The organism is Acinetobacter sp. AHP123, from assembly GCF_023757925.1.
GTDB classification, from domain to species: domain Bacteria; phylum Pseudomonadota; class Gammaproteobacteria; order Pseudomonadales; family Moraxellaceae; genus Acinetobacter; species Acinetobacter oleivorans.
The window spans coordinates 3,265,259-3,279,507 of sequence record NZ_CP092454.1; the positions used below are offsets into that span (position 1 = coordinate 3,265,259).

Below are 14,249 nucleotides of genomic sequence, written 5' to 3' on the forward strand. Positions count from 1 at the left end.
TCTTTTTTAAATTATTAAAGTTATTAAGCTTATCGAGAAAGGTAACGCGTTAAATCCTCAATACCTTTTAGTGTCATTGGATACATATGATTTTCAAAAATCTCTTTAATCCACCCAATGGTTTGAGTGTAATGCCAATACCCTTCTGTTTCAGGGTTTAACCACGCTGTTTTATCAAAATGTTGACGTAGGCGACGTAACCAAACCTCACCTGTTTCATCATTCATATATTCAACCGAGCCGCCCACCGATTTCAACTCATACGGTGCCATACTGGCATCACCCACTACAATTACACGATAGTCGCGTCCATAGGTGTGAAACAAATCCCATGTGTTCATGCGGGTTGCAGTTCTTCGGTAGTTATCTTTCCAGACATAGTCATAGAGACAATTATGGAAATAGAAATATTCGAGTGTCTTAAACTCACTTTTAGCGGCACTAAACAGTTTTTCGCATTGTGCAATATGAGCATCCATCGAACCGCCCACATCGAACAACATCAGCACTTTTATTCGGTTTCGACGCTCAGGTACCATTTGAACATCTAAAATACCTTGCTTAGCTGTTTCACGGATTGTACCGTCAACGTCTAATTCTTCAGCTGCACCTTGGCGCGCAAATTTACGTAACCGACGTAAAGCAATTTGCATTTGGCGAGTACCAAGAACTTGGTCATCATCCAGATTTTGATATTTACGCTGTTCCCAGACTTTAACTGCCGAACGTTTACGCCCTGGTCCACCAATTCTGACACCTTCTGGATGATCTCCAAAGGCCCCAAAAGGTGAAGTACCACCAGTACCCACCATGCGGTTACCACCCTGATGTTTTTTATGCTGTTCGCGTAACCGCTCTTCCAGCATTTTCATCAGTTCTTCTAAGGAACCTGCTTTTTGGAGTTCTGCTCGTTGTTCAGGAGTTAAATGCTTTTCTATAAGTTCTAAATCAAACCAGTCTTTTGGTAACTTATGAACTTGCTTGAGTAACTCGTCCAGATCAAAGGTTTCAATGCCGTCAAAATAATCTTTCATGGCACGATCAAACTTATCAAAAAAGCGCTCATCTTTAACTAAAATTGTTTTAGCAAGTTGATAGAACTCTTCTTGATCGGCAAAAACTAAACCTTCACTTACTGCACGGTTTAAATCAATAAGCTCACGAGTTGTAACTGGAACACCGTATTTACGTAAGGTGTAAAATAACCGCACAAACATGGGTTATTCCCTCCTTTAACGTCGAGACATGAAAGCCAAACGTTCGAGGAGTTGCACATCCTGCTCGTTTTTGATCAGCGCGCCATATAAAGGTGGAATCGCTTTTGATGTATCTCGATTGCGTAATACATCTTCTGGCATATCGTCTGCCATGAGCAAGCTTAACCAATCAATTAACTCAGAGGTTGATGGTGGTTTCTTCAAATTAGGAATTTCACGTAGTTTAAAGAAAACCTGTAAAGCTTCGTTTACTAGGGTTGCAGAGATATTTGGGAAATGAACAGCAATGATTTCTCGCATTGTAGCTTCATCTGGAAACTCAATGTAATGAAAGAAACAACGACGCAAGAAAGCATCTGGTAATTCTTTTTCATTATTCGAAGTAATAATTACAATTGGGCGTTGTGTTGCCGTAATTGTTTCATTGGTTTCATAAACATAAAAAGACATTTTATCGAGTTCATGCAGCAAGTCATTTGGAAACTCGATATCGGCTTTGTCAATTTCATCAATTAACAAAACACAACGCTCTTCACTCGTGAAAGCTTCCCACAGTTTACCGGGTTTAATATAGTTCTTAATATCGTAAACTCGATCATCACCTAACTGGCTGTCTCTTAAACGAGAAACCGCATCATATTCATACAACCCTTGCTGCGCTTTGGTTGTGGATTTGATATGCCAAGTGATCAGTTTTAAACCCAAGCTTTGTGCTACTTGTTCAGCAAGTAAAGTTTTACCCGTACCTGGTTCACCCTTAATTAGTAAAGGCTTTTGTAAAGCACGAGCTGCTTTTACAGCGAGCTTAAGACTATCAGTCGCGATATATTGATCTGTACCGGTAAAATGTTGGGTATCAGCAGACATGTAAAGACCTTATTTTTCTATTTCAATGGTTAGATGGAACGCATGCTTTTGTTTGTTGAATATTTTGACCAACAATAGCCAACAACCAAACCTAGACCAACTACAAACAGAATTAAAGATAAATTTGACCAAATCAGAGGGCTATCTTTGGTTAAAACACCAAATAGGAGTCCAAAAATAGCCGGTGCTACTGATGCATTCGGTCCTTCAGACACTGTTGGGGTAACTAAAACAGCAAATACAATAAGCCAGCTAATTGCACCAAAAGTTGTAGGAAGGCGACGCATTAATCGCCACCAACACCATAAAGCAATAATAGCGCCTATTCCGTAAGCTGTTAAAGCAATAACACCTTCAGGAACAACATCCAAAAAAGAGAATAATTGATTCATTATTCCAGTTTGATCTTCACGCACCACGTAAGCCCTCTGGTTCAACCGCATTTGGGTTAATTAACCCTTCTGGCGGCATCTGAATAAAGAAACCTTTTGTTTGTAATGAGTCTAAAACATGTAAAACATTAGCACGCGCCAATTTGCGTGTTGGAGCTAATTCTAAATGCATGACAAACGTTGCACGACCAAACGCTTGTAAAACAGCTTCAGGAACATTTTCAAACGGATCAGCTTGTTCCGCATCGTCAGGATAGTTTGGACGAGCAATATACATGTACATTTCATCTTTTTTGCTCGATCTATAAATATCACAGTGCATTTCAAATCAACTCTTGAACTAAGGACAGCATACATGAAAAAAAACGACTCACACACGCAGGTTTGTTTACGCATCAGTCGTTTTTTTAATTCTTGGGAAATATTAACCTACAACATTGATTAAGGTCGATAATAACTTTGTTCCAGATAAAAATTCGCTTTCACAACAAATTAATAAATATTTGATTTTAAACACTAAACCTAATTTTCAACTTTAATAAAATAAAAACAATTTTTAGGAAAAAAGAAAAAATGTTCGTTACTGAGTACTTTTTGTGATCTATTTTTAATACTTGCACACATTAATACTATGAAATTTATGATATTAAAGTGAGGTATTACTTTTTTACATTCACATTTAGGTAAAACTTCTAACTACTTAATACACATTGGGAGACATTACTTAACTGGTTTAAATTCTCAGCATGTTTAAATATTAAGTATCTTAATGATAGATATGGAGGATGAACTTATGCCTCGCGGTGATAAAACAGCTTATACAGCAAAGCAAAAACGTCAGGCTAAACATATTGTTGAGAGTGAAGTAGATAGAGGTCATTCTCAAGAAGAAGCTGAACGAATTGCATGGTCTACTGTCAATAAACAAGATGGTGGCGGTAAGAAAAAGTCTCACTAAAACAAACATTAAATACTTCTTTAGCTTGGGCTAAAGAAGTATTTTCATCAAAAATAAATTAATAGTGTTTAGAAAACTCGAGAGCTCTTTATATAGTCATCGCTTACTTGATTTAAGGCATTCAAAATAGCGCTATCATTTTGACTTAATAGAGCTTCATTTAAACATTCCATGTAGTCTATAAGCGTAGACTTAGAGGTGTTGGCAAATTCAGACGTTACTGCTTCATCTTCATATAAGATCACGTAGCTACGCGCAAAACCATAGATTAAATAGACGGCTGCTTTTTCTTTTGTATTTTGAGATTCTTTAAGAGACTGTTCACAAGCATTTTTTAAATCTTTAAATGCATCTGTACCAGTAGATTGATTTTTGAAAGATAAAAGTATTGTTTGGAAGTTCATATCCATATTCCACTCAAAAAGTAAAGCTACAGAAGAAGATGGAGTCTGTCAAATAATATCCTGATTAATATAAATTTAATTGTAAATAAATTTATATTTACTTCCTCTAAATCACAGAAAATCATGCAACAAAAAAAACCATCCTTGTTTTAAGGATGGTTTGGTTAAAACACAACGATAATTAGAAACTTATTTCAATTGTGATCGTGGTACCAGAGTGCTCAATATCAGTTGAGACATTAAACCCTCTGTTTTTAAGCTCCTCTTCAACCAGAGTAAGATGATCAGGGCTTATAGCATCAACAGGAAACCAGAAAGTTGCTTTTCTCTTTCCCTCCTTAGATTCAGACTCAGTACCAGTTAAAATTTTTTCCAATATGACGTCTTGGTTTATTTTAAAGTTTTTAGCATTTTGACGAGCTTGTTCAGCATTAAAGTTGTTAAGCATATTTATCTCTCTAATTATTAATTTATCTAAGTTTATAGCATAAAAAGGCTATATAAGTTTTAGTGTTGTGTAGTTAAAACCAATCAAAGATATAAGTTTACTGGTTGAATAAACTTTCTACCCATTCAATAAATTTTCTCGCATTTCTATTTTTAAAATCTTCCTTATTTGGAATGTAGTAACACAGCTCGGATTGAATGGGTTTGGTTTTAAACTCCTGTAAAAGATTCGCCTTAATGAACCTATGGGTAAGTGTAGCAGAACAAAATACTAATCCATTGGCAGATAAAGCCTCATGTATGCCAAAAATTTCCTGATCAAATTTCTTAATTATCACCCTCTTTTGGTCCCATCCATTCACCTTAAGCCATGTGTCTAATGGTGGACTTGGTAATGCTTTATTTTTCCATTCTGTGGTAAATAACGTTATTGGCTCACTCGCATCTTTGGTCAGAGCAAGTTTAGATGCACCAAATACATTAAAAGACTCATATTTAAGGACATCTTTAGCTGGTACTGAAGATACATCACCATATCGAATAGGCAATGTATATAAATGACTTTCTAAAGCTTCGCCTGTAGAGAATTCAACTGAGATATCGGGGTGCAATTGATAAAATTCATTTATAGAAGGAATTAACAGCATTGCAGCGAGTGAAGACGTACTAGCCACTCTCACTACATTTCCATTTACTGTTATTTCATCTAATGCATCTTCAATTTTACGAAACCCTTCAGAAATTGCCCCAGCAAGTCTCTCTCCGGTGGTTGTAAGCGTTATTTTTCTTACTTGTCGATGAAATAAATCAACATTTAATCTGCTTTCTAAATTAGTAATATGATGTGAAATCGCAGTAGGTGTTAGCGAAAGTTCTTCAGCAGCCAATTTAAAACTCCCCAATCGAGCGGCTGATTCAAATGCCTTAAGTGCTTGCAAAGAGACTTGCATGCTTTCTCCAAAGTGATACTTATAGGTGAACTAAACTCATCTATAAATGTAATTTTCTCGTTTGTCTACTTATCTTTTAAAACTCAAAATAAATTAAACCTTAACTTTTTTGGAATTTATGATGAGTAAAATATTACATATAGATGCTAGTGTAAGAGCTGCGATTAACCCTAATCCAAACCATAATTCGATTTCTAAAAATATTGCCAGCCGATTGGTCAGCTCATGGAAAAAACAACTGCCTATAGATGAGTATATTTATCGTGATGTAGGAATGAATCCGCCACCATTTATTAATCAAGACTGGATTGATGCTGTATTCACACCTGAAAATAAAAGAACTCAAGCTCAATGTGATGTTTTATCTATATCAGATCAGTTAATCGCGGAAGTTTCGAGTTCAGATATCATTTTAATTTCTTCCCCTATGTACAATTATGGTATGCCTGCTCAACTTAAAGCATGGTTTGACCAAATTATTCGGATTAATAAAACATTTGATTTTGACCTTGCTCGAGGAGACTTTCCTTTACAACCGCTTCTATATGGAAAAATTTTAATCATTATCACCTCTAGTGGAGAGTTTGGTTTTGAGAAAGAAGGCATCCGCCATCAGATGAATCACCTCACACCTCACCTTCGCACGCTCAGCAAATATTTAGGCGTAGAGAAAATTTATGAAATTGCTTCAGAATATCAAGAATTTAGAGATGCACGACATCTAAAATCATTAGAAAATGCTTTTCAAAAAGCAGAGAAACTCGTAGCTGAACTTTCCGCTTCATATACAGAAAGTTAGTAAAATATAAATCCTTAATTTTTAAAATTTAAGAATCTACTGACATTTTAACTGAGTTATATGATTAAAAATAAAAAGCCAACCCAATTGGGTTGGCTTTTTTATTTCTGCACCGAAACAAACTTATAGTTATATATTATTTATATTGAAATTGTTTTTCTTACAACCAAGAATATACAGACCTGTATGTTTAATCAATTGAATTTTTCTCATTGAATCAGTTAATTTAATTCATTATCAATTTTACAAATTAAAATTACTTCAACCCATCACTTTACTAGCTTTTTAATAAAGTTAATTATTTAATATAGCTAACATAAACATTTACTTTATTAACTATTAATATTGAATATCTATTATTTATAAATAAAAACTACTCAATTTAAATTATTCATTACTCTTCATTAAAAAAGCCCATCACGAAGATGAGCTTTTAAATTTGAACTATCACATCATTTTAAATGGATAGACTTTGTTTTTCTTCTTGAAATAACTGAATTAATGGTTGAGTTAATAGCTCGTAACGCCAACCCAAAAGATAATCAGGTAAATCTTGTTCATCCCCTTGAGAAAGAACATGTTGATGAATTGCATTTAGCCATTTCTTTCTAAGCAATACTTCTTTAGGAATAGAAGTTTCACTTATTGCATGGGCAAGTACCATATCCATTTTATGCAAAGTTTCTTTAGATGTTACTTTAAAAGGTTTGGCAATTCTTGTTGGCCATTCACTTTCAATCGGCAAATCTTTAAGTAATTCTAAAATAGTTTTTCCATATTCACGAACTACGTTTGGGCGAATATCTTTAACTTGCGAGAGTTGAAAACTATTACGTGGATTCTTTTCAACCATATCAATCATGGTTGAGTTTCTAAGAATAAAACTGCGTGGCTGATTCGTTGCTTTAACAATGTATTCGCGCCATTCACTTAAATTTTGCAGTTGCATCAATTGACGACGCGAATGGCGATAATTACCAACATCGGTGTAAAGCAACTCTGTCGGCGTTTCACTAATAATTTCTTTAGTTAAACTACTACAATCTTCAAGAACATAGTCATAAAGCCCTTTCTGCTTAAGCTGTTCTTGAATATGATGCGCTAACTTCATTATATATAGAACATCATTTGCCGCATAACAAAGTTGCTGAGGCGATAAAGGTCGAGCTAACCAATCAGATCTTGTTTGATCTTTTTCAATGTCAATGTCGAGACAAAGCTTCAAAGCCCCTTGGTAACTTACTTGCAGCCCATGGCCCAAGAAAGAAAGGCCCACTTGAGTATCAAACACATTAAGCAGATCTTCTTGATCAGCGTAATGATAGATTAAATCGATGTCTTCTCCACACGCATGAAAAATGTTCTGCTGAGCGAGAAATATTTTTTTCCAAAACTGACTTAGATCTAATGAAACACCATCCAACAGATAGACATCGCCATTTACATTAACTTGGCATACTCCAAGTTTAGGCCAGAGTGTGTCAACCTTAATAAATTCTGTATCAAGTCCGTATATCGAACATTGATCCATTTTTTGAAGAACATCAACCAAATCGGTTTGCTGTTGGATAAACTGAAACATGCTTTCTCAAGTAAATGCAAAGAGTGCTTAGAACTCTGGTATATATAACATAGAAGTGGGAAATTACCACTTAAACCTTTATGAATACTCTATTTTTGAACAATTTTTCGAAAATAGATAATTTTTTGATCTTTTATTTATATTTTTAAAGTTAACTCCAAATATTCATTGTTTAAAATCTATAAGATCTTTTTCATTCTTATGGGCTTTCATATTTTATTTAAACGATTTTTGTAATTAAAGACAAAATAATATTTGCCTTTATATTGCTAAATTAATAAATCTAATTCAATTTTATATGACATCAATGAAATAAGCATCGAAATGCTTATTTCATTCTCATACGATTATGAACTGCCTGACTTAAGGTATGGCTATCTACATACTCAAGTTCACCACCTTGCGGTACACCTTGAGCAATACGTGTCATTTGTATAGGTAAGTGCTTAGTCGCCTCTACCAAATAATGAGCGGTCGCTTGTCCCTCTACAGTCGCATTTGTTGCCAAAATCACTTCTTCAATTTTACCTTGGCTTAAACGCTGAATCAGATAAGGAATACCAATTTCTTCTGGACCAATACCATCTAAAGGTGAAAGATGCCCACCTAAAACATGGTATTTACCACGGAAACTTCCGCTTTGCTCAATCGCCATTACATCTGCTGGTGATTCAACCACACACAATAGTTGATCTTCTCGCTCAGTTGAGGCGCAAATATCACAAATTTCATGTTCAGTTAAAGAATGGCAAATGCTGCACTCATGAATATAACTTGAAGCTTCATGTAAAGCATGGGCTAATGCAAACGCACCTTCTCGATTTTTCATCAAAAGATGTAATGCCATACGTTGAGCCGATTTCGGACCAACGCTAGGCAATATACGTAAAGCTTGAACGAGTTGTTCAAATCTATCGCTAAACACAGAATTTCCTTAGAACATGCCCGCTAAGCCAGGTGGCAAGCCCATACCAGAATTCGCTTTTTGCATTTTTTCTTCAGAAATAACTTCTGCTTGACGTACAGCATCATTTACCGCTGCAGCAATCAAATCTTCAATCATATCTGGTTCATCTTGAAGTAATTCAGGGTTAATTTCGATACGTTTTACAAGATAGCGCCCAGTCATGGTTACTTTAACCAAACCGCCACCAGCTTCTGCATGAACTTCAGTTTGAGCAAGCTCTTCTTTCGCCTTTTTTATATTTGTTTCCATATCTTTTTGCATACGCTGCGCTTGCTGCATGAGCATATTGATATTCATAACTTTACTCCGTATCTCTATCAAATCTTTAAAGTATTATGCGTTATCTGGTAATACTTTATAAAAACTTAATCTCATTGAACCAACCTATGCGATTAAAATACATACAGATTAGTGCATTGAACTCAAATTAATCCGTAATTCTGACACAATAGGCTAATGTTTTCTATCAGTATCTCTAGCTCTATTTTACGTAGCGACATGAGTAACATGCTCATACTTAGGTACACTTCTTAAATATTTAGATGGCATACGTTAAAGTCTTATAAAAACTCATAGCACTATTGAGATGCCTGTAGACCTTTATCAATTGTTTTATATTCACTTAAAGGAACTTTCTTAAAGGAGGTATTTGCTTCTTGAATAGATTTATCTGCTTCTTGAACAGACTTCTCTGCATTGTTGATCAATAAAGTTGTCTCATTCATTGGGTTCTGACTCGGTTTGGTCAGCAATTTGTATCCAACTACCCCGATTACCCCCACTACAACGACAATAGCAATAGGCTTAAGCATTTTAAAACTCACATTTCTTTTAATTAAATTTACAGTCTTTATACCTTGTACTCTTAGCTCTCATTTAAACAAAAATGTAGGTTTTTTATTGTAATTCTGAAATTTGAGTAACATTTAAATATAAAAAAACCATCTCGATTAAAGAGATGGTTTCATGAAAAAATAACCCAAAAGAATTATTTCAATAAGGATAATTAGATCAGATCAAGACCACGTGAGATATCACGAATAATGTCATTAATATCTTCTAAGCCTACAGATACACGGATTAACCCCTCTTGAATACCAGCCGCAGCTTTTGCATCAACAGAAAGTTTGCCATGTGTAGTCGTTGCAGGATGGGTAATTGTTGACTTCACATCACCTAGGTTACCAGTAATCGAAATAAACTTAGTATTATCAATAACCTTCCAAGCACCTTCACGTTCGCCTTTAACAACGAAAGAAACAATCCCACCAAAACCAGTTTGCTGTTTAGCGGCCAGTTCATGACCTTCTTGAGTTGGTAAACCAGCATAGTAAACTTTTTCTACTTTTTCATGAGTAGATAACCATTCTGCAAGAATTTGGGCACTCTCACAGTGTGCCTTCATACGCAAACGTAAAGTTTCTAAACCTTTTAAGAAAACCCATGCATTAAATGGACTCATTGATGGTCCAAGCGTACGGACAACACCAAAAACTTCTTCTAATAACTGATGATTACCGACAACAGCACCGCCTAGTGCGCGCCCTTGTCCATCTAAATATTTAGTCGCAGAGTAAATGACAAGGTCTGCCCCAAATTTTAATGGTTGCTGTAAAACAGGCGTACAGAAGCTGTTATCAACCGCAAGTAATGCACCATTCGCATGAGCAATATCTGCAAGCGCTTGAATATCTGCGATCTCGGCTAGAGGATTAGACGGCGACTCAACAAATAAAAGTTTAGTTTCTGGACGTACCGCGTTTTTCCAATCGTCCAAATCACATAAATCGACAAATGTAATATCTACGCCAAACTTGGCAATATATTTTTCAAACAAGGCAACAACTGAACCAAAAACTGCTCTTGAGCAAATAACATGATCACCCGCTTTGAGATATGCCATAGTAACTGACAAAATCGCGCCCATTCCAGAGCTTGTCGCAACAGCACGTTCAGCACCATCTAAAGCTGCTAAACGTTTTTCGAACATCGATACAGTCGGATTGGTAAAACGAGAATAGATATTTCCTTGAACTTGACCAGAAAATTTTGCTGCAGCTTCTTCTGCATTTTCATATACAAAAGATGATGTCAAAAAAATCGGTTCGCCATGCTCACCTTCAAAACTACGAGTATGTCCGGTACGAATGGCTAAAGTATCAAGTTGGTATTCTAAATCATCAGACTGGTTCATTAAATGTTCGCCTTTACTGGTCATGTACTAAAAAACTATCATCATTTTGAGTGTCTAAGGTATTTAAGGTCAAGGTAAACATTAAAATTATCGCTTAGACTTTATTTAATTTTAGTAAATAGTTGGTAAAGCAAGATGAAACGCTTAAAGTCCCTTGTCTCAGAACAAAGCCAAATCAAGCACCTTTCTGCCCGACTATTTCATTCAAAAACATTGGTACTATCACAAAGCACCCCCTTTGAGGTAATTGGCGAATTCAATCAAACGCGTATTCGTTATTACGCAGCAACACAAAAAAAATTTAAAGAACCATTAGTGTTTGTTGCACCACTCGCAATTAATATGGCGATTTATGATTTATATCCTTATCGTTCTCTTATTAAATACTTTCAAAATGCGGGCTTCGATGTCTATTTGGTCGATTGGGGACGCTTAAAGTTTAAAGATAGACACCTTAACTTTTTATCATTTATTGAAGATTTCATTCCTAAAGCAATAAAACTCGTTCGCGCACATTCAGGAAGTGAGCAAATCTCGCTCCATGGCTGGAGTATGGCAGGCATATTCGTTACTTTATATACTGCTCTGAACCAACCCAACTACATTAAAAATTTAATTGTTCTTGGTAGTCCAATAGATAGTTATGCATCTGGCCATATTGGCAAGCTCTATCAAACCATAAATCAGTTGATTAGTCGCAATAAGAAAATACAGGAACGTATTTACTCTGGATTGCCAAAACGTCTGATCCACAGTCCCGGGATTTTAAATTCATTAGGTTTCAAAATTCTTGATCCTAAAGGTTGGTTAGATGGACATGTGCAATTGCTAAAGAATCTTGATGACCTGCAATTTGTACAAGAGCATGCCACCCTAAGTAACTTTTTAAATAATATGATTGACTATCCGGGTGGCATTAATCAGGACATGTTGTTTAATGTCTGGCTACAAAATCCGCTAAAACGCGGCTTTATTCAGTTAAAAGATAAGAAAATCGAATTAAAAAATATAGATTGTTCCCTCTTAGTTGGCGCGGGTCGTAGTGATCAGTTGGTCACTGCTGACGCTGCTTCACCATTAAGTCAATTGACAAACAGTCAGGATGTCACGTTTACTCTCATCCCCGGTGGTCATTTAGGCCTAATGTCGAGTCAAGCAAGTGCTCTGGAGTTTTGGCCGAAACTGGCTGCATGGCTCGCCGAACGTTCAACACAAATTTAAGGATAAGGTCATGAGTCAATCTGTTGCATTTATTGGTTTGGGTGCAATGGGCTACCGTATGGCAGCGCATTTACCAAAACACTTCGATACTGTCTATGTATGGAATCGAAATTTTGAAAAAGCCAAACAACATGCAGCAGACTATGGCACTAAGGCTGTCTCATTAGAGCAAGCTGTACAAGCAGATATTATATTTTCATGCTTACCGACAAGCACTGATGTAGAAGTACTTATTAATGGTGTTGAAATTAAATCTGGTGCAATCTGGATTGACTGTACCAGCGGGGTTCCTAACTCTGCCCGCGCCTTAGCCAGCTCATTAAAGCAATTGAATATTGATTTTCTGGATGCTCCAGTAAGCGGTCAAACCGTAGGAGCTGAAAATGCAACTCTGACTGTAATGGTGGGTGGTGATGCAGCAGCTTTCGAACGCGCATTACCAGCTCTACAAGCGGTAGGAAAATTAATTAAACATGTCGGTGAGTCTGGCGCTGGATTTGCAGTAAAAGCAGTTAATAATATGCTACTTGCGGTCAACCTTTGGTCTGTTGCAGAAGGTTTCAGTGCTTTAAAAGCGCATGGGGTAAGTTTGAACGAAGCTTTAGAGTGTATTAACGCTTCAAGTGGTAAAAGTCTGGTAACAGAAACTATCTTCCCACAGCGTGTATTGAGTCGCGAATTTCCAGTAACCTTTGGCTTACCTCTTCTTGCCAAAGACACAGGAATTGCTTTGGATTTAGTCAAGCAAGCAAAGCTTCCTGCCCCGCTTTTGTCATTAACACAAAGTTTAATCCAAGCTGCTCATTTAACTGCTGAAGACAACAGTGACTTCTCTGCGGCAGTTAAAATGTATGAAGCGTGGACAAAGATTACATTAGAGTAAATTTAATCTTTTAGAAGGCTGCCTATTAAACTTAGTTTTAATAGGCTCAATAATGAATAGCAGGAAATCTCAAACATGCAAACTCATGTCATTCATTACGAAAATTTTTCTATATAAAAACATTAAGTATCTGAAAGATTATTATTTTTATACTACGTAGGTACTTTATTAACCTTTTTATAATCGGAGGATCTAAAATAATTTACAATCATTTGTGCACTTTTTTCGGATACAACCTTAGCCTGTTCCATTTTTGCTGAATAAGGATTGGCAAGCATACAGCTAGGAAGCAAAGTATTAGCAAGTGGTGGGAACTTTTCTCTTCCCCCCAAAGTAATCTTTTCAATAAAACTAGCCAACCACATAATATATTCACCTTTATTTTTATATGTTGGCATTAAACTAATATCGAGTTTAGCTGAACATTCATTTGCTGGCTTATTTAAACATTCTTCAAAATCAATAAAGTTATATTTTAATTTATATGAAGTATCTTTTATCTCTTGTCGAATCATACTAACTAAGCGATTCAAGTGTTCAATAATATCCTCTGAGAAAAGCTTTTCTTCTTCAGATTTCTCATAAATGCTTTCAGCAATGAGTAAAAATTTTGGCATTCTCTATTTCCTTTTAATCTTGTCTCCGATGAATAATCAGATCCTTTAAGGAAGTATGATGAATATAACATTGCTATATGTAAGTTAGTTAGATTAAAAAGTAACCACAACAGTAAAAGTGAAAGTTGTATGCCTAATGCATCACACTAATTAAACATATAGCTAATTACAACTCACAAGAGTGGGGTTAAATTAATATATTTCGAAATAACTTAAATAAAAAAAACCCATCTCAATTTTAGAAATGGGCTACAAAAACAAAAAACTATCAAACGCAGCAATTTAAGGACTATATAATAGAAGTTAAAACATGCAAAATCAATACATCTTTCAATTGAAGTGTAAAATAAGATTACTTTTGGTCTATTAATATTTTACAGCTTAAAAGAAAAAGCCCATTTCCGTCTAAATTAAAATGGGCCCAGTGAATTCCACTTAATCCTAAAAACACAAACTGTGATAATTATCACGTTTTGTGTTTTTGATAATGTCATTGCTAATCCCCTTTTTCATTGACCTAATTTCAAACTTCATTTGTCTATTTAGCAAATGGAATAGGCTATAAGATCTCATCTTTTGCTAAAATTTTTTATATCTGATCACCTTAATCTTAGGCATATTTTTATATCGCCAATAAAAGTTAAAAGTGAATTAAAAAGAATCAAATTCTAAAAAAATATATATAATTTCTCTTAAGTTTATGTTTTTATTTGATTTTTATAAATTATTGATATCTAAAGTTTTTATTTAT

Annotated in this window: 17 protein-coding genes; 4 read left to right on the plus strand and 13 right to left on the minus strand. The window is 35.3% G+C overall.

Annotated features, from left to right (window positions below; genetic code table 11):
• Positions 1 to 29: 29 nt before the first annotated feature.
• The 4 genes from MJX77_RS15490 to MJX77_RS15505 are packed head-to-tail and all read right to left on the minus strand — an operon-like array spanning position 30 to position 2,798.
• Positions 30 to 1,217 (minus strand): vWA domain-containing protein, encoded by a 1,188-nt coding sequence (locus MJX77_RS15490; RefSeq protein ID WP_005304964.1) that lies wholly within the window; start codon positions 1,215 to 1,217, stop codon positions 30 to 32.
• A 15-nt stretch (positions 1,218 to 1,232) separates the two neighbouring features.
• A complete protein-coding gene (locus MJX77_RS15495) occupies positions 1,233 to 2,084 on the minus strand; it encodes an AAA family ATPase (RefSeq protein WP_002113662.1) in 852 nt (283 codons plus the stop codon).
• Between the two features lie 29 nt (positions 2,085 to 2,113).
• Positions 2,114 to 2,500, minus strand: coding sequence for a hypothetical protein (locus MJX77_RS15500; protein ID WP_250374201.1), 387 nt, complete (start codon positions 2,498 to 2,500; stop codon positions 2,114 to 2,116).
• Positions 2,493 to 2,798, minus strand: a complete 306-nt coding sequence (locus tag MJX77_RS15505) for a YcgL domain-containing protein (RefSeq protein WP_005304960.1) — start codon at positions 2,796 to 2,798, stop codon at positions 2,493 to 2,495. The genes MJX77_RS15500 and MJX77_RS15505 overlap by 8 nt, the downstream gene beginning before the upstream one ends.
• A gap of 471 nt (positions 2,799 to 3,269) precedes the next feature.
• Here MJX77_RS15505 and MJX77_RS15510 point away from each other — a divergent pair, with 471 nt between their 5' ends.
• Complete coding sequence (locus MJX77_RS15510; protein ID WP_002113596.1) at positions 3,270 to 3,434, plus strand: hypothetical protein; 165 nt, start codon at positions 3,270 to 3,272, stop codon at positions 3,432 to 3,434.
• 68 nt (positions 3,435 to 3,502) lie between these two features.
• On the opposite strand, the gene MJX77_RS15515 is transcribed toward MJX77_RS15510, so the two are convergent.
• The 3 genes from MJX77_RS15515 to MJX77_RS15525 form a co-directional block, all read right to left on the minus strand.
• Positions 3,503 to 3,838 (minus strand): hypothetical protein, encoded by a 336-nt coding sequence (locus MJX77_RS15515; protein ID WP_013198007.1) that lies wholly within the window; start codon positions 3,836 to 3,838, stop codon positions 3,503 to 3,505.
• A 181-nt stretch (positions 3,839 to 4,019) separates the two neighbouring features.
• On the minus strand, positions 4,020 to 4,286 hold the full coding sequence (locus MJX77_RS15520; RefSeq protein WP_005304955.1) for a hypothetical protein: 267 nt from the start codon (positions 4,284 to 4,286) through the stop codon (positions 4,020 to 4,022).
• 97 nt (positions 4,287 to 4,383) lie between these two features.
• Positions 4,384 to 5,235, minus strand: coding sequence for a LysR family transcriptional regulator (locus tag MJX77_RS15525; RefSeq protein ID WP_013198008.1), 852 nt, complete (start codon positions 5,233 to 5,235; stop codon positions 4,384 to 4,386).
• Positions 5,236 to 5,353: 118 nt separating this feature from the next.
• Here MJX77_RS15525 and MJX77_RS15530 point away from each other — a divergent pair, with 118 nt between their 5' ends.
• A complete protein-coding gene (locus MJX77_RS15530) occupies positions 5,354 to 6,034 on the plus strand; it encodes an FMN-dependent NADH-azoreductase (protein WP_252059586.1) in 681 nt (226 codons plus the stop codon).
• Positions 6,035 to 6,491: 457 nt separating this feature from the next.
• Here the strand turns inward: MJX77_RS15530 and MJX77_RS15535 are convergent, their stop codons facing one another.
• From MJX77_RS15535 to MJX77_RS15555, 5 genes are all read right to left on the minus strand, one after another.
• On the minus strand, positions 6,492 to 7,616 hold the full coding sequence (locus tag MJX77_RS15535; RefSeq protein WP_111853826.1) for a ribonuclease D: 1,125 nt from the start codon (positions 7,614 to 7,616) through the stop codon (positions 6,492 to 6,494).
• 328 nt (positions 7,617 to 7,944) lie between these two features.
• Positions 7,945 to 8,541: a recombination mediator RecR gene (gene recR / locus MJX77_RS15540; RefSeq protein WP_224971875.1), complete on the minus strand. Its 597-nt coding sequence runs from the start codon at positions 8,539 to 8,541 to the stop codon at positions 7,945 to 7,947.
• Positions 8,542 to 8,550: 9 nt separating this feature from the next.
• Entirely contained in the window at positions 8,551 to 8,880 is a 330-nt protein-coding gene (locus MJX77_RS15545) for a YbaB/EbfC family nucleoid-associated protein (protein WP_005304937.1), read from the minus strand.
• Between the two features lie 281 nt (positions 8,881 to 9,161).
• Entirely contained in the window at positions 9,162 to 9,395 is a 234-nt protein-coding gene (locus MJX77_RS15550) for a hypothetical protein (RefSeq protein WP_151823210.1), read from the minus strand.
• A 194-nt stretch (positions 9,396 to 9,589) separates the two neighbouring features.
• Positions 9,590 to 10,777: an O-succinylhomoserine sulfhydrylase gene (locus MJX77_RS15555; RefSeq protein WP_216070181.1), complete on the minus strand. Its 1,188-nt coding sequence runs from the start codon at positions 10,775 to 10,777 to the stop codon at positions 9,590 to 9,592.
• Positions 10,778 to 10,912: 135 nt separating this feature from the next.
• On the opposite strand from MJX77_RS15555, the gene MJX77_RS15560 reads away from it, so the two are divergent.
• Together MJX77_RS15560 and MJX77_RS15565 are read left to right on the plus strand one after the other, a co-directional pair.
• Positions 10,913 to 11,998, plus strand: a complete 1,086-nt coding sequence (locus MJX77_RS15560) for an alpha/beta fold hydrolase (protein WP_252059587.1) — start codon at positions 10,913 to 10,915, stop codon at positions 11,996 to 11,998.
• 10 nt (positions 11,999 to 12,008) lie between these two features.
• Entirely contained in the window at positions 12,009 to 12,881 is an 873-nt protein-coding gene (locus MJX77_RS15565) for an NAD(P)-dependent oxidoreductase (protein WP_252059588.1), read from the plus strand.
• A gap of 152 nt (positions 12,882 to 13,033) precedes the next feature.
• Here MJX77_RS15565 and MJX77_RS15570 read toward each other — a convergent pair whose 3' ends face one another.
• The gene (locus MJX77_RS15570) at positions 13,034 to 13,498 is read right to left on the minus strand and encodes a hypothetical protein (protein WP_252059589.1); all 465 of its coding nucleotides are present in this window, start codon (positions 13,496 to 13,498) and stop codon (positions 13,034 to 13,036) included.
• Positions 13,499 to 14,249: the final 751 nt, after the last annotated feature.

Bases quoted from the DNA above. Each gene is read 5' to 3' on its own strand.
- MJX77_RS15490 (WP_005304964.1), bottom strand. From the start codon at position 1,217: ATGTTTGTGCGGTTATTTTACACCTTACGTAAATACGGTGTTCCAGTT.
- MJX77_RS15495 (WP_002113662.1), bottom strand. From the start codon at position 2,084: ATGTCTGCTGATACCCAACATTTTACCGGTACAGATCAATATATCGCG.
- MJX77_RS15505 (WP_005304960.1), bottom strand. From the start codon at position 2,798: ATGCACTGTGATATTTATAGATCGAGCAAAAAAGATGAAATGTACATG.
- MJX77_RS15510 (WP_002113596.1), top strand. From the start codon at position 3,270: ATGCCTCGCGGTGATAAAACAGCTTATACAGCAAAGCAAAAACGTCAG.
- MJX77_RS15515 (WP_013198007.1), bottom strand. From the start codon at position 3,838: ATGAACTTCCAAACAATACTTTTATCTTTCAAAAATCAATCTACTGGT.
- MJX77_RS15520 (WP_005304955.1), bottom strand. From the start codon at position 4,286: ATGCTTAACAACTTTAATGCTGAACAAGCTCGTCAAAATGCTAAAAAC.
- MJX77_RS15525 (WP_013198008.1), bottom strand. From the start codon at position 5,235: ATGCAAGTCTCTTTGCAAGCACTTAAGGCATTTGAATCAGCCGCTCGA.
- MJX77_RS15530 (WP_252059586.1), top strand. From the start codon at position 5,354: ATGATGAGTAAAATATTACATATAGATGCTAGTGTAAGAGCTGCGATT.
- MJX77_RS15535 (WP_111853826.1), bottom strand. From the start codon at position 7,616: ATGTTTCAGTTTATCCAACAGCAAACCGATTTGGTTGATGTTCTTCAA.
- MJX77_RS15545 (WP_005304937.1), bottom strand. From the start codon at position 8,880: ATGAATATCAATATGCTCATGCAGCAAGCGCAGCGTATGCAAAAAGAT.
- MJX77_RS15550 (WP_151823210.1), bottom strand. From the start codon at position 9,395: ATGCTTAAGCCTATTGCTATTGTCGTTGTAGTGGGGGTAATCGGGGTA.
- MJX77_RS15555 (WP_216070181.1), bottom strand. From the start codon at position 10,777: ATGAACCAGTCTGATGATTTAGAATACCAACTTGATACTTTAGCCATT.
- MJX77_RS15560 (WP_252059587.1), top strand. From the start codon at position 10,913: ATGAAACGCTTAAAGTCCCTTGTCTCAGAACAAAGCCAAATCAAGCAC.
- MJX77_RS15565 (WP_252059588.1), top strand. From the start codon at position 12,009: ATGAGTCAATCTGTTGCATTTATTGGTTTGGGTGCAATGGGCTACCGT.
- MJX77_RS15570 (WP_252059589.1), bottom strand. From the start codon at position 13,498: ATGCCAAAATTTTTACTCATTGCTGAAAGCATTTATGAGAAATCTGAA.